Origin of the sequence: uncultured Roseovarius sp. (assembly GCF_963972555.1) — a bacterium.
Lineage (GTDB): Bacteria > Pseudomonadota > Alphaproteobacteria > Rhodobacterales > Rhodobacteraceae > Roseovarius > Roseovarius mucosus.
This window is the reverse complement of record NZ_CAXAUM010000004.1, coordinates 116,425-129,526: the sequence shown is the minus strand read 5'-3', so window position 1 is coordinate 129,526 and position 13,102 is coordinate 116,425. Positions and strand designations below refer to the sequence as shown.

General features: G+C 63.0%; 16 protein-coding genes. 12 read left to right on the top strand and 4 right to left on the bottom strand.

From position 1 onward, the window contains the following. Nucleotides 1-3: 3 nt before the first annotated feature. Nucleotides 4-354 (top strand): iron-sulfur cluster assembly accessory protein, encoded by a 351-nt coding sequence (locus AACZ65_RS05460; protein ID WP_339668705.1) that lies wholly within the window; start codon nucleotides 4-6, stop codon nucleotides 352-354. A 42-nt stretch (nucleotides 355-396) separates the two neighbouring features. Beyond that, entirely contained in the window at nucleotides 397-1,146 is a 750-nt protein-coding gene (tpiA, locus tag AACZ65_RS05455; RefSeq protein ID WP_339668703.1) for a triose-phosphate isomerase, read from the top strand. Nucleotides 1,147-1,223: 77 nt separating this feature from the next. On the opposite strand, the gene AACZ65_RS05450 is transcribed toward tpiA, so the two are convergent. Then, nucleotides 1,224-1,685, bottom strand: coding sequence for an Lrp/AsnC family transcriptional regulator (locus AACZ65_RS05450; protein WP_037271969.1), 462 nt, complete (start codon nucleotides 1,683-1,685; stop codon nucleotides 1,224-1,226). Between the two features lie 146 nt (nucleotides 1,686-1,831). Between AACZ65_RS05450 and cysG the strand changes: the two genes are divergently transcribed. The 6 genes from cysG (at nucleotide 1,832) to AACZ65_RS05420 (ending at nucleotide 7,285) form a co-directional block, all read left to right on the top strand. Then, nucleotides 1,832-3,226, top strand: coding sequence for a siroheme synthase CysG (gene cysG, locus AACZ65_RS05445; protein WP_339668700.1), 1,395 nt, complete (start codon nucleotides 1,832-1,834; stop codon nucleotides 3,224-3,226). 1 nt (nucleotide 3,227) lies between these two features. Continuing rightward, the gene (locus AACZ65_RS05440; protein WP_297539323.1) at nucleotides 3,228-3,539 is read left to right on the top strand and encodes a DUF2849 domain-containing protein; all 312 of its coding nucleotides are present in this window, start codon (nucleotides 3,228-3,230) and stop codon (nucleotides 3,537-3,539) included. Nucleotides 3,540-3,566: 27 nt separating this feature from the next. Beyond that, nucleotides 3,567-5,237, top strand: coding sequence for a nitrite/sulfite reductase (locus tag AACZ65_RS05435; protein ID WP_339668698.1), 1,671 nt, complete (start codon nucleotides 3,567-3,569; stop codon nucleotides 5,235-5,237). Next, entirely contained in the window at nucleotides 5,224-5,958 is a 735-nt protein-coding gene (locus AACZ65_RS05430; protein ID WP_339668696.1) for a phosphoadenylyl-sulfate reductase, read from the top strand. Before AACZ65_RS05435 ends, AACZ65_RS05430 begins: the two co-directional genes overlap by 14 nt. Beyond that, the gene (locus AACZ65_RS05425; RefSeq protein WP_037271302.1) at nucleotides 5,955-6,362 is read left to right on the top strand and encodes a DUF934 domain-containing protein; all 408 of its coding nucleotides are present in this window, start codon (nucleotides 5,955-5,957) and stop codon (nucleotides 6,360-6,362) included. Before AACZ65_RS05430 ends, AACZ65_RS05425 begins: the two co-directional genes overlap by 4 nt. Nucleotides 6,363-6,433: 71 nt before the next feature. Beyond that, nucleotides 6,434-7,285, top strand: coding sequence for a ferredoxin--NADP reductase (locus AACZ65_RS05420; RefSeq protein ID WP_339668693.1), 852 nt, complete (start codon nucleotides 6,434-6,436; stop codon nucleotides 7,283-7,285). A gap of 76 nt (nucleotides 7,286-7,361) precedes the next feature. Here AACZ65_RS05420 and AACZ65_RS05415 read toward each other — a convergent pair whose 3' ends face one another. Further along, the gene (locus AACZ65_RS05415) at nucleotides 7,362-8,234 is read right to left on the bottom strand and encodes a translation initiation factor 3 (protein ID WP_339668691.1); all 873 of its coding nucleotides are present in this window, start codon (nucleotides 8,232-8,234) and stop codon (nucleotides 7,362-7,364) included. A 213-nt stretch (nucleotides 8,235-8,447) separates the two neighbouring features. Here AACZ65_RS05415 and infC point away from each other — a divergent pair, with 213 nt between their 5' ends. The 3 genes from infC to AACZ65_RS05400 all read left to right on the top strand — a co-directional run bounded on the left by infC (nucleotide 8,448) and on the right by AACZ65_RS05400 (nucleotide 10,196). Further along, nucleotides 8,448-8,993 (top strand): translation initiation factor IF-3, encoded by a 546-nt coding sequence (infC, locus tag AACZ65_RS05410; protein ID WP_075571719.1) that lies wholly within the window; start codon nucleotides 8,448-8,450, stop codon nucleotides 8,991-8,993. A 117-nt stretch (nucleotides 8,994-9,110) separates the two neighbouring features. Next, complete coding sequence (locus tag AACZ65_RS05405) at nucleotides 9,111-9,437, top strand: hypothetical protein (RefSeq protein ID WP_339668689.1); 327 nt, start codon at nucleotides 9,111-9,113, stop codon at nucleotides 9,435-9,437. A gap of 135 nt (nucleotides 9,438-9,572) precedes the next feature. Beyond that, nucleotides 9,573-10,196, top strand: coding sequence for a J domain-containing protein (locus tag AACZ65_RS05400; RefSeq protein WP_037271297.1), 624 nt, complete (start codon nucleotides 9,573-9,575; stop codon nucleotides 10,194-10,196). Nucleotides 10,197-10,222: 26 nt separating this feature from the next. Here the strand turns inward: AACZ65_RS05400 and AACZ65_RS05395 are convergent, their stop codons facing one another. After that, nucleotides 10,223-11,395, bottom strand: coding sequence for an FAD-dependent monooxygenase (locus tag AACZ65_RS05395; RefSeq protein WP_339668687.1), 1,173 nt, complete (start codon nucleotides 11,393-11,395; stop codon nucleotides 10,223-10,225). A gap of 82 nt (nucleotides 11,396-11,477) precedes the next feature. Then, nucleotides 11,478-11,933 (bottom strand): RNA polymerase-binding protein DksA, encoded by a 456-nt coding sequence (gene dksA / locus AACZ65_RS05390; RefSeq protein ID WP_245875140.1) that lies wholly within the window; start codon nucleotides 11,931-11,933, stop codon nucleotides 11,478-11,480. Nucleotides 11,934-12,091: 158 nt separating this feature from the next. Here dksA and AACZ65_RS05385 point away from each other — a divergent pair, with 158 nt between their 5' ends. Continuing rightward, nucleotides 12,092-12,931, top strand: coding sequence for a MoxR family ATPase (locus AACZ65_RS05385; RefSeq protein ID WP_297539310.1), 840 nt, complete (start codon nucleotides 12,092-12,094; stop codon nucleotides 12,929-12,931). Nucleotides 12,932-13,102 lie beyond the last annotated feature (171 nt).

Below are 13,102 nucleotides of genomic sequence, written 5' to 3'. Positions count from 1 at the left end.
CTTATGTTTGGCATACCCGGCAAACCGCCCGTTTCGATGACCCCGGCCGCCGTGGCCCAGATCACCCGGCTGATGCAGCGCGACGGTCATCAAGGCCTCAGGATCGGCGTCAAGAAAGGCGGCTGCGCGGGTATGGAATACACCATGGACTACGTGACCGAGATCGACCCCCATGACGAGGTGATCGAACAGGACGGGGCGCGCGTTCTCATTGCCCCGATGGCCCAGATGTTCCTCTTTGGCACCGAGATTGATTACAAGACATCGCTCCTTGAGTCCGGCTTTGTCTTCAACAATCCCAACGTGACCGAGGCCTGCGGCTGCGGCGAGTCGATTAAATTCGCCAATATGTGAGCTTTGCCTCGCAAGTATTTCTAATAAATGGACATTATACGCATGAGACGCAAGCTTGCCGCTGGCAATTGGAAAATGAACGGCACCAATGCCAGCCTGACAGAGCTGCAATCCCTCATCGCCACCCACCCCGCGCCGGGTGTTGATATTCTGATCTGCCCACCTGCAACGCTCCTTGTTCAGGCCGCTGGCCTTAGCGCCGACAGCCCCGTGATGATCGGCGCGCAGGATTGCCATTCCGCCGCGTCCGGGGCGCATACCGGCGACATTTCCGCCCCGATGCTGGCCGATGCCGGGGCTGTGGCGGTCATTCTGGGCCATTCCGAACGGCGTCAGGACCACGGCGAAGAGAGCGCGCTTGTTGCGGCCAAGATCAGCGCCGCCCATGCCGCTCATCTTACCGCTATCCTCTGCCTGGGCGAATCCCTGGCCGAGCGCGAGGCGGCCCAAACCCTCGATGTCATCGCGGACCAACTGCGCCATTCCCTGCCCGATACCGCGACCGGCGCAAATACCGTGATCGCCTACGAACCCATCTGGGCCATCGGCACCGGCCTCACCCCCAGCCCCGCGCAAATCTCCGAGGTGCATCGTTTCTTGCGCAGCGAGCTGCGCGCGCGCTTCGGCTCAGAGGCTGCGACGGGCTTTCGCCTGCTTTACGGCGGCTCCGTCAAACCCGCCAACGCCCCCGAGATTTTCGCGCTGGACGATGTCGATGGCGCGCTCGTTGGCGGCGCAAGCCTGACCGCCGCCGAATTTTCGCCGATCATCACCGCGCTTGAGAACGCCTGATCCCGCTTATTTTTAGTAAAAATACTCCGGGGGAGTCCCGGACAGGGTCCGGGACGGGGGCAGCGCCCCCAAACATCTCAGAGCGGCAACATCGTGGTCGACTTGATCTCTTCCATCGACAAGAGCGCCGTCACGTTATGCACCTTCACCTCTGAAATCAGGGCTTGGTAGAACACGTCATAGGCCCGCGCATTGGCCACCCGCACCTTGAGGATATAGTCGATATCCCCCGCCAGACGGTGCGCCTCCTGCACTTCGGGGCGCGCCTTGAGCGCCTTCAGAAACGCCGCCTGCCAGCCTGCGTCATGCTCTGACGTGCGGATCAGCACGAAAAAACACGCCTCGAAGCCCAACGACTCCGGGTCCAGCAGATAGGTCTGCTGCCGGATCACCCCCGCCTCGCGCATCTTGCGAATCCGGTTCCACACCGGCGTCTTGGAACTGCCCACGTTCTTGGCAATATCGTCCAGAGATTGCCCCCCATCCTCCTGCAACTGCACAAGGATTTTCCGATCCAGATCGTCGAGGCGAACAGCCATTCCAATTTCTTCCTTTTGTCGAAACATTCCAACCAGACACGACGCAGTTTGGAACAAACTTCCTTATTCCCGCCGACGTATGGCGCTTAACCGGGAATATTTCCTATATTAGGGGCAGAGTCAAACCGTTCCCCGAGGCCCGCCCGATGAAACATTTCCCGATCTTTCTCGCCGTCGAGGGACGCCGCATCGTTCTTTCGGGCGGCGGTGAGGCTGCCTTGGCCAAACTGCGTCTGTTGCTCAAGACCGAGGCACATCTGACCGTTTTCGCCCCCGAACCTGCCCCCGAGATCGCGCATTGGGCTTCCGAGGGTCGGCTGCACCTCATTCGTCGCGCCATGCAGCCCGGCGACGCCCTCTGCGCCGTGCTCTTCTACGCCGCCGACGAGGATGCCGCCGAGGATGCCCGCACATCGGCCATCGCACGGGCGGACGGGGCGCTTGTGAACATCGTGGACAATCTCGAGGACAGCCAATTCATCACCCCCGCCATCGTCGACCGTGATCCGGTGACCGTGGCCATCGGGACCGAAGGCGCGGCCCCGGTTCTGGCCCGCGCCATCAAGGCCGATCTCGAGGCGCGCCTGCCCGCCACGCTTGGCCCCCTCGCACGTCTTGGCAAGGCCTTTCGCAAGGCGGCCGATGTGCTGCCCATGGGCCGCCGCCGTCGTGATTTCTGGGCCGATTACTATTTCAACGCCGGCCCCCGCGCGATGGATCAGGGCGGTGAGGAGCACGTCAAGGCCGCCTTGCACGCCATTCTTGAAAAACACAGGAACGCGGACGCGCGCGAGGGTCACGTGGCCTTTGTCGGCGCCGGTCCAGGCGATCCCGAGCTTTTGACCCTCAAGGCCCGCAAGGCGCTCGATACCGCCGATGTGGTGATCCACGACCGGCTTGTAACGCCCGAAATCCTCGAACTCGCTCGCCGCGAGGCGATCCTTATCGACGCCGGCAAAGAAGGCTTTGGAAAATCCATGTCACAAGAGGCGATCAACGCCCTGATCGTCGAACATGCCGCCAGTGGCGCGCAGGTCGTGCGCCTCAAGGGGGGCGATCCCACGGTCTTTGGCCGCCTGGACGAGGAAATCGAGGCTGTGACCGCCGCCGGGATTTCGTGGCATGTGGTGCCGGGCATCACCGCAGCCTCGGCCTCGGTCGCCAGCATCGGTCAGAGCCTCACGCAACGCGGCCGCAACGCCTCGGTGCGGTTCCTGACCGGCCATGACATGAAGGGCTTTGCCGATCACGACTGGTCCACGCTTGCCCGTCCCGGAGAGGTGGCCGCGATCTACATGGGCAAGAAATCTGCGCGCTTCATCCAGGGCCGGTTGATCATGCACGGGGCCGACCGCGCCACCCCCGTCACCGTGATCGAAAACGCCAGCCGCCCCGATCAACGCATCCTGGCCACCACGCTCGACCGTTTGCCCGCCGATCTGGCCGAGGCCGCGATCACCGGTCCCGCGCTCACCTTTCTCGGTCTGGCGCCCCGCGCCGCCGAGGCCCAGTTGACCCATTCGAAACAGGAGCTTGCCTGACATGGCCCAAGAATTCACCCCCAAGGTCGTCACCGCCAACGCCCTGATCGAGGGCGATGTCGTCTATCTTACCGCCGCCGACGCATGGTCGCGCGATCTGGCCGAGGCCGAGGTGCTGACCGACGAGGCGGATGCCGATTATCGCCTGCTTCAGGCCCAGGCCCGTGTGGGCGAAATCGTCGGGGCCTATCTCGCCGATGTGCGCCCTGGCGTGAACGGCCCCGAGCCCACCCATTTCCGCGAGGATTTCCGCCGCAAGGGCCCCTCGAACCTCTTTCACGGCAAACAGGCCGACAGCCTGAACCACGCCTGACCCACGCGACACGCGCAGGAGACACCAATGTATCAATACAACGATTTCGACACCGCGTTCATCGCGGAACGCAACCGCCAGTTCCGCGCGCAGGTCGAGCGCCGCATCGCCGGCAACCTGACCGAGGATGAGTTTCGCCCCCTGCGCCTGATGAACGGGCTTTACCTGCAACTGCACGCCTACATGCTGCGCGTGGCCATTCCCTATGGCTCGCTCGATCCCGCCAAGCTGCGCCAACTGGCCTATCTGGCCGAGCGGTGGGACAAGGGCTATGGCCATTTCACCACGCGCACCAATATCCAGTACAACTGGCCGCAACTGCGCGATGTGCCGGATATGCTCGACGCGCTGGCAGAGGTGGGGATGCACGCCATCCAGACCTCCGGCAACACCATCCGCAACGTCACCTCCGATCATTTCGCCGGCGCCGCCGCGGATGAAATCGAGGACCCCCGCCAGGTGGCCGAACTGGTGCGGCAATGGTCCACCGACCACCCCGAATTCCAGTTCCTGCCGCGCAAGTTCAAGATCGCCGTGATCGCTTCTGACTCCGACCGCGCGGTGATGAAGAGCCATGACATCGGCCTCAAGATCGTCGAGCGCGACGGCGCGCGCGGCTTCGAGGTCTGGGTCGGCGGCGGCATGGGCCGCACGCCGATGGTGGCCAAACTCTTGCGCGATTTCCTGCCCCGTGCCGATCTTCTGCCCTACCTCGAGGCGGTGCTCGCCACCTACAACCGCATCGGACGGCGCGACAACAAGTACAAGGCGCGCATCAAGATCACCGTGCATGAGAACGGCCTCGATGAAATCCGCGCGCTGGTCGAGGAGGAATTCCCCCGCCGCCGCGCGGCCTTCTCGGGCGTCGATCAGGAGTGGCTCGCGCGCATCAACGCGGCCTTTGTCACACCCACCTTGTCCGAGCGCGACGCAGCCCCCTATTACGCCGCCCGCGACGCCGATCCGGTGTTCCGCGCCTGGGCCGATACCAACGTGACAGCGCACAAACACGCCGATCACGGCATCGTCACCATCAGCCTCAAGGCGCATGGCGAAACACCGGGCGACGCCTCTGCCGATCAAATGCGCCTCGTCGCCGATCTGGCCGAGCGGTATGGCCACAACGACATCCGCGCCACCCATGCGCAAAATCTCGTGCTGCCGCATGTGGCCTTGGCCGACATTCCCACCGTGCATGCCGCCCTGAAAACCCTTGGGCTGGCGACCGGCAACATCGGCCTCGCCTCGGATATCATCGCCTGCCCCGGCATGGATTACTGCGCGCTCGCCACTGCCCGCTCGATCCCCGTGGCCCAAGGCATCGCCACCCGGCTCGAAGAGCTCAAGATCGAGCATGAGGTGGGCCATCTCCAGATCAAGATTTCAGGCTGCATCAACGCCTGCGGTCATCACCACGTGGGTCATATCGGCATCCTTGGCCTCGACCGTGCCGGGGTGGAGAACTATCAGATCACCCTCGGCGGCGATCCGTCCGAAACCACCGCCATCGGCACCCGCACCGGGCCGGGCTTTGCCTATGACGAGATTGTGCCCGCCATCGAGCGTGTGATCTTCGCCTATCTCGACCTGCGCGAAGGACCGGAAGAGACCTTCCTCGAAGCCTACAACCGCCTCGGGATGGCCCCCTTCAAATCCGCGCTCTACGATCAAGAGGCCCGCGCCCATGCCGCAGAGTGACCTGATCACACGGGTTCACGCGCTCAACGACCGGTACCGCCATCACTCGGCGGTGTCGGTGCTTGAACACGCGCTGCGCGATCCACAGGCGGGCAAGCTTGCGCTTGTCTCGAGCTTTGGCGCGGAATCCGTCGTGCTCTTGCACATGGTCTCTGTCACCCGTCGCGATACGCCGGTGATCTTCATCGACACGGCGATGCTCTTTGCCGAAACGCTGGTCTATCAACAGGAGCTGGCCGAGCGGCTCAATCTGAGCGATCTGCGCATCATCCGTGCGGATCAGGCCGACCTGAGGGCCCAGGACCCTGACGCAACCCTGCATCAACGCGATACCGATGCCTGCTGCGCCCTGCGCAAGACCGTGCCCCTGCAAGAGGCGCTCGCGGGCTTTGACGGCTGGATCACCGGACGCAAACGCTATCAGTCCGGCACCCGCGCCACGCTCGATTTCTTCGAGGTCGAGGAGGAAACAAGCCGGATCAAGGTCAATCCGCTGGCGCATTGGGCGCCCGAGGATATCCGCACCTATATGGACGAAAACCGCCTGCCCCGGCATCCGCTGGTGGCGCGCGGCTATCCCTCCATAGGCTGCATGCCCTGCACCACGCCCGTCAAACCGGGCGAAGACCCCCGATCGGGCCGCTGGCGCGATCAGGACAAAACCGAATGTGGCATCCATTTTGTGAACGGCAAAATGGTGCGAAGAGGAGTTTCCGCATGACCGTACTCGTCACCGACCGGGGCTTTGGCCCCGACGACTGGACCGCCCCCATCACCCCCTTGGCCGAGGCGGGCCCCGAGGCGACCGCCCTCGATCTGCCCAATGATACCAACCCCGCCACTCTGGCTGGGCGGCTGGATGCTGTCACCTTCATTCGCGTGGATTTCCCCTCTGCCGCCGATGGGCGCGGCTATTCCATCGCGCGGCAATTGCGGCTGATGGGCTATACCGGACGGCTGCGCGCCCGCGGCCATGTCATTGCCGATCAATACGCGATGGCCCGGCGTTCGGGCTTTGACGAGGTGGAAATCTCTGACGCCCTCGCCACCCGTCAGCCCGAGGCGGATTGGCTTTTCCGGGCCGATTGGCAGGCGCATGACTATCAGGCGCGGCTGCGCGGCTGATTATCGCCTTCACCTGACCTGAATCAAAGATTAGAAGAGGATGTCGGTTTAAACGACCGGCAGAGCACACTATGAACGAGATGACCGCCGTGACCCAAGCGAGCGCCAAAGCGCCAAAAACCCTTGCGATTCCCGATGCGCAGACCGTCACAGAGGTGAAACACTGGACCGACCGGCTGTTTTCCTTCCGCGTGACGCGCCCCGCCTCTTTGCGCTTTCGCTCCGGCGAGTTCGTGATGATCGGCCTCATGCAGACCGATGAGAAAACCGGCAAGGAAAAGCCGCTCCTGCGCGCCTATTCCATCGCCTCGCCCTCTTGGGATGACGAACTGGAATTCTACTCGATCAAGGTGCAGGACGGCCCGCTCACCAGCCGCCTGCAACATATCGAAGTGGGGGATGAAATCATCCTGCGCCCCAAACCCGTGGGCACGCTGGTGCATGACGCGCTCCTGCCCGGCAAGCGGATCTGGTTCTTTGCAACCGGCACCGGCTTTGCGCCCTTTGCCTCGCTGCTGCGCGATCCGCAGACCTATAGCGATTATGACGAGGTGATCATCACCCATACCTGCCGCGAAGTGGGCGAATTGCAATATGGCGCGGATCTGATCGAGAACATCCGCAAAGACGAGATGCTGGCCGAACTCATCGGCGAAGGCTTTGCCGACAAGCTGCGATATTACCCGACCACCACACGCGAGGCGAGCCCCAAGATGGGCCGCATCACCGACCTCATGCGCTCGGGTGAGGTCTTTGCCGATTTGGGCGTGGCCCCCCTCAGCCCCGAAACCGATCGTGCCATGGTCTGCGGCAATCTCGCCTTCAACCTTGAAATCAAGGACATGCTCGAAGGTTACGGGCTGCGTGAAGGGGCCAATTCCGACCCCAAGGAATATGTCGTGGAAAAAGCGTTCCTCGACTGAGGTCACGACACATCAAACATGAAAAACCCGCGCAAGGACAATACCTTGCGCGGGCTTCTTAATGTCACTCTATGGATCAGTATCCAAGCGCCGCACGCGCCGCTTCCAGCGCCGCCTTCAGCAACTCGGGATTGTCCTGCGCCGCCTTGACGCCTTCCACCAACATCGTCTTTTGCAGGGGGCTCACATCGGACCCCTCAATCAGCGTCTGAACCTGCGTCAGATCAAAACCTTCGACCGTCAGCGCCTCGGGGGCCACTTCCGCCGCCGTGGCGGGCTGATCGACCGCGGCCGAAACCGCATCCGCCGCGGCCTCTGTGGCGGTATCCTGCGCGTTCTCAACCGCTTCTGCAGCGCTTTCCTCTGCGGCAGTTGCTGCGTCGCTCACCGTCTCGCTGACACCCTCGGCAGCATCCGATGCAGCCTCGACCGCCGCTGTGCCGGTCTCCGTGGCCTCGCTCGCAGCCTCGTTCACAGCCTCTTGCGCAGCCTCAACCGTCTCTGCCGCGCTCTCTTGCGTGGCTTGGGCCGCCTCAGTCGCCGTATCCGCGGCCCCGGTTGCAGTCTCGGTTGCGGCCTCAACCGCCTCTGACGCCGTGTCGCTTACAGCCTCGGCCGCATCGCTTGCCGCCTCGGTCGCGGTGTCAGCCGCGCCGGTTGCGACCTCGGTCGCCGCCTCGACCGCCTCTGACGCCGTTTCGCTCACGGCCTCGGCCGCATCGCTTGCCGCTTCGGTCGCAGCTTCCACCGCCTCGGCTGCGGTATCTGCCGCCGCCTCTGCTGCATCACCCACCGCTGCAGCCGCATCTTCCAGTGCCGCCGGTGCCTCGACCTCGGTCGCACCAGGGCTTATGCTCTCGACCACCTCATCCACCGATTTGCCGGAAAAGAGCAGATACCCACCCCCCAGCACAACCGCCGCCACGAGAATCCAAATCAGGTTTTTCATACTCATCTCCTCAAAACTGTCTGGACCGCGCGATTGCCACACGGCCCCTTGCCATCTCCCTTCCAGATGTGGGCATAAAAGGAAAGGCGCAAGGGGGAATTGACCAGCTTTCGGCTCAGATCAGCCGATTTGCAGCTTGAAAGCGCGCCGCGCCGCGTTTACCTTGCAGCGTCGAATTAAACCTACCCTAACAACGATCGAAGGAACAAAGCCATAGCCCGCAGACCCCACAACGCGCCCCCTACGCGCGAAACCGGCCCCCGTATCAATGACCGCATTCGCTGTGATGAAATTCGCCTGATTGGCGCAGACGGCGAAAACGTGGGGCTCATCAGCCCGCAACGCGCGCTCGAAATGGCCGAAGAGGCAGGGCTTGATCTGGTCGAAATCTCGCCAAGCGCCACGCCGCCGGTCTGCAAGATCATGGATTTCGGCAAGTACAAGTACGAACAACAAAAGCGCGAGGCAGAGGCCCGCAAAAAGCAGAAGGTGATCGAGGTCAAGGAAATCAAGTTCCGGCCCGGCACCGACACCCATGACTACGACGTCAAGATGCGCAGCGTGGTGAAATTCCTGCAAGGCGGTGACAAGGTCAAGATCACCCTGCGCTTTCGTGGCCGCGAAATGGCGCATCAGGATCTGGGTCGCCAGCTTCTCGAACGGATTGCCGAAGACATCAAGGATGTGGGCCGGGTCGAGAACATGCCCAAGATGGAAGGCCGCCAGATGATCATGGTGATCGGACCGGGCCCCAAGTAACGGCTCCCGTTCTGCCCCGATACTCAACCCCGGACCATCGGTCCGGGGTTTCGTGTTTCGCTTGCGCCCCCGGACCAGTCGCGTAAGGTATGGCGCCTGCATCAGACCGGAGCCACCATGCCCCTTTACGAATACAAGGTTCTGCCCGCCCCCACCCGTGGCCGCAAGGCCCCCGGCGTCAAGACCCCCGAGGCGCGCTTTGCCCTCGGTGTCGAGGATTTGCTCAACGACATGGCGCGCGCCGGTTGGGAATATCTGCGCACCGATATCTTACCCAGCGAAGAGCGGCAGGGTCTGACCTCCACTCATACCGTCTATCGTTCTGTCGCGGTCTTTCGCCGCGAAGTCATGGTCCCCGGCACGGAACAGACCGCCGCCGCCGATACAACCCCCGATGCGGCACCCCAACCGCCGCGATCATCCGATATGATCGAGATCGACTAACCACCGCCGCCGCGCGCAGAGCCCCTCTGTCAAGCCCCGAATGCGCGTCTCGACCGGGAATATTTTACCCCCCGCCCCTTCAATTTCCCGCGTTTTGGCATACACTCTCGTCTCCGACTCGCAAAGGTTAGCCCCATGTCCAAATCAGATCCCTTCGGTTTCGATATGTCCGTCTCCTCGGCCAAGAAGAAGAATCCGCGCGGTCGGAGGGGCATGTCGGGCGCCTCCGAAACATCGACCCGCGTCTGCGATCACGAAGGCTGCGAAGAGGCTGGCAAATTCCGCGCGCCCAAGGCCCCCGATGTGCTCGACGATTACTTCTGGTTCTGCCAGCAGCATGTGCGCGACTATAACCTGAAATGGAATTTCTTTGACGGCACCACCGAGGCCGAATTGAACGCGCAAATGTCCAAGGACAAGGTGTGGGAGCGTGAAACCCGCCGCATCACCGACCCCGAGGCACGCGCCTGGGCACGTCTGGGCATCGAGGACCCGCATCAGGTGCTGGGCGTCAACGCCACCCAGAACCCCGGCAAGAAAAAGGGCGGCACCCGCAAACTGCCCCCCACCGAACGCCGCGCCATCGAAATTCTCGAGGCCGAGGATACCTGGACCAAGGCCGAATTGCGCAAGGCGTATAAATCGCTGATCAAGGTGCTGCACCCCGACATCAACGGCGGCGACCGCAGCCAGGAAGAGCAACTGCAACAGGTCGTCTGGGCTTGGGAGCAGATCAAGGAAAGCCGCAACTTCAAATAAGCGTGCCAAAGCGGGGGCAGCCGCCCTCACCCCGCCTGTCGCGTCACGTCATGGCCATAGAGCCAATCAAACTGCCGCAGCATCCGGTCCGGGGCCAACGCCCCCCCAGCCCGCAGCACACCATGCGCAGCCCAGCGAAGCGGCGGAAAACTCAGGTGGTATTTCCACGCATTGCGATTGGCCGCCTCGACCACCCGCCGCACCCGAGCCTCGCGCCGCCCCTGATAGGCCGCCAGCCCCTCGGCGAACCCGCCTGAAGCACTCAGCGCATCGACCAGCACCCAGGCATCCTCCAGCGCCATCGACGCCCCCTGCGCCATGAAGGGCAAGGTGGGATGCGCCGCATCCCCCAAGAGCGCCAGCCCATCGCGCTGCCAGACGCGCGCCACCGGATGCCGGAAGAGCCCCCAGAGATGCACCTCCTCGACCGCCGCCAGCATCGCCTGCACCTCCGGCCCGAAATCGCCAAAGGCCGCACGCAGTGCCAGCGGATCATCCCTCTGGCTCCAGCTTTCCTCGGTCCAGGCGGCGCGCTCCTGCACCGCCACCAGATTGAGCAGCGCCCCGCCGCGCAACGGATAGCTGACCACATGGCGCATCGGCCCCATATGCACCTGCGCCTCGGGGCCACGCGCCCAGAGATTGGGCACCACCGCCCGCCACGCCACCTGCCGGGTAAAGAACGGTGCCAGCGTGCCGTTGAGCGCGCGCCGCACCACCGAATGCAGCCCATCCGCCCCGATCACGAGATCCGCATCAAACCGCGAGTCATTGGCCATCCGCACACAAGGGCGCGCGCCGCTCTCGACCGCGCTCACCTTCTGCATCAGGCGCAGCTTGACGCCCGCATCGCGCGCGCCCTCGGCCAGCACCTCGATCAGGTCCGCCCGGTGGATGAAATGATAGTCCCGGTCGGCCAATCCGGTCAGGTCCAGCCGCAGCACCTCGCCGCGCCGGTAATCGCGCAGGCTGACGGCCTGGGCCTGCACCGACCGCGCCGCCAGCGCGTCCCCCAGCCCAAGCGCGCGCAACACGGCAAAGCCATTGGGGCTGATCTGCAACCCCGCGCCCACTTCGGAAATCTCGGGGGCCTGCTCCAACAGCGTCACATCCGCACCGCGCAGGCAGAGCGCGCGCGCCACAGCCAGCCCGCCAATTCCGGCCCCGATGACCGCGATGTTCAGCCCATCCAGTGTCATGGCACCCCTCTTGATACGAAACGCGCCGGGAGGAAAGTCCCGGCGCGCGCTGTCGTGTAAATTTCAGTCTTGGGCCGCGACCTCAATCGTCGCGATGCACCTTTTCGCGCCGCTCGTGGCGCTCCTGCGCCTCCAGCGTCATGGTCGCAATGGGCCGCGCGTCCAACCGCTTGAGGCTGATCGGCTCGCCGGTCATCTCGCAATAACCGAATTCGCCATCTTCGATCCGCCGCAACGCGGCATCAATCTTGCCCACCAGCTTGCGCTGACGGTCACGCGTGCGCAGCTCCAGCGCGCGGTCGGTCTCTTCGCTGGCCCGATCGGCCACGTCGGGAATGGCCCGCGTGCCATCCTGCAACCCTTCAATCGTCTCCCGGCTGCCCTCCAGCAACTCCAACCGCCAGGCAATCAGCTTGCGCCGGAAATACTCCAGCTGCCGCTCGTTCATGAACGGCTCATCCTCGGCAGGTTGGTAGTCTTCGGGCAGAAACACTTCCGCTTTCATCTCGATCCCCTCATCAAGGCCAGTGTCTGGCATAATGAACTCCTCAGACATTCGGCGCCCCATGCGCGGTGATCTACACGGCACTTCCGGGATTGTCACTAGCCAATCACGCGGCATTGATGTGAATTGTCGAACGGTCTAGGTTGCCCGCGAACACAGCGCCGCTGACCCCTGACAGGATTGAAAAACCGATGAAATTCCAAGGCACCGAGGCCTATGTCGCCACCGAAGACCTGACCGTTGCCGTCAATGCCGCCGTCACGCTGGAACGTCCCCTGCTGGTCAAGGGCGAGCCGGGCACCGGCAAAACCGAACTGGCCCGGCAGGTGGCGGGCGCGCTCGGGCTGCGCCTCATTGAATGGAACATCAAATCCACAACAAAGGCCCAACAGGGCCTCTATGAATACGATGCCGTCAGCCGTCTGCGCGACAGCCAGTTGGGCGAGGCGCGGGTGCATGACGTGGCCAATTACATCAAACGCGGCAAGCTGTGGGAGGCGTTCGCGTCCGAGGAAAAGGTCGTGCTGCTGATAGACGAGATCGACAAGGCCGACATCGAGTTTCCCAACGATTTGCTGCAAGAACTCGACCGCATGGAATTCCATGTCTACGAAACCGGCGAGACCATTCGCGCGCGCCACCGCCCCGTCATCATCATCACCTCGAATAACGAAAAGGAGCTGCCCGACGCCTTTCTGCGCCGCTGCTTCTTTCACTACATCCGCTTTCCCGATCCCGAAACTCTGCGGCGCATCGTCGAAGTGCACCATCCGGGCATCAAGGACGCGCTCCTTTCGACCGCTCTCACCCAGTTCTTCGAGATCCGCGAACAACCCGGCCTCAAGAAAAAGCCCTCCACCTCAGAGGTGCTGGACTGGCTCAAATTGATCCTGGCCGAGGATCTGACCCCCGAGGATCTGCGCCGCGACGGGGCCGATGCCCTGCCGAAACTGCATGGTGCCTTGCTCAAGAACGAGCAGGATGTGCACCTCTTTGAGCGTCTCGCCTTCATGGCGCGCCGTCAGAGATAAATTAACCAAGGCTTACGTCATTGTTTTAAAACGTATTTCAACCATGGCATGCGCCCTGTTCCGTGCTAAGATGCATTTGCCACAATTTTGCCGCAAATGCTCCTTACGCGGGACAGGATGAAATTGAATTCTACCCCCGACCCGGCAAAGGCCGTGGCAGGGATACGCTGC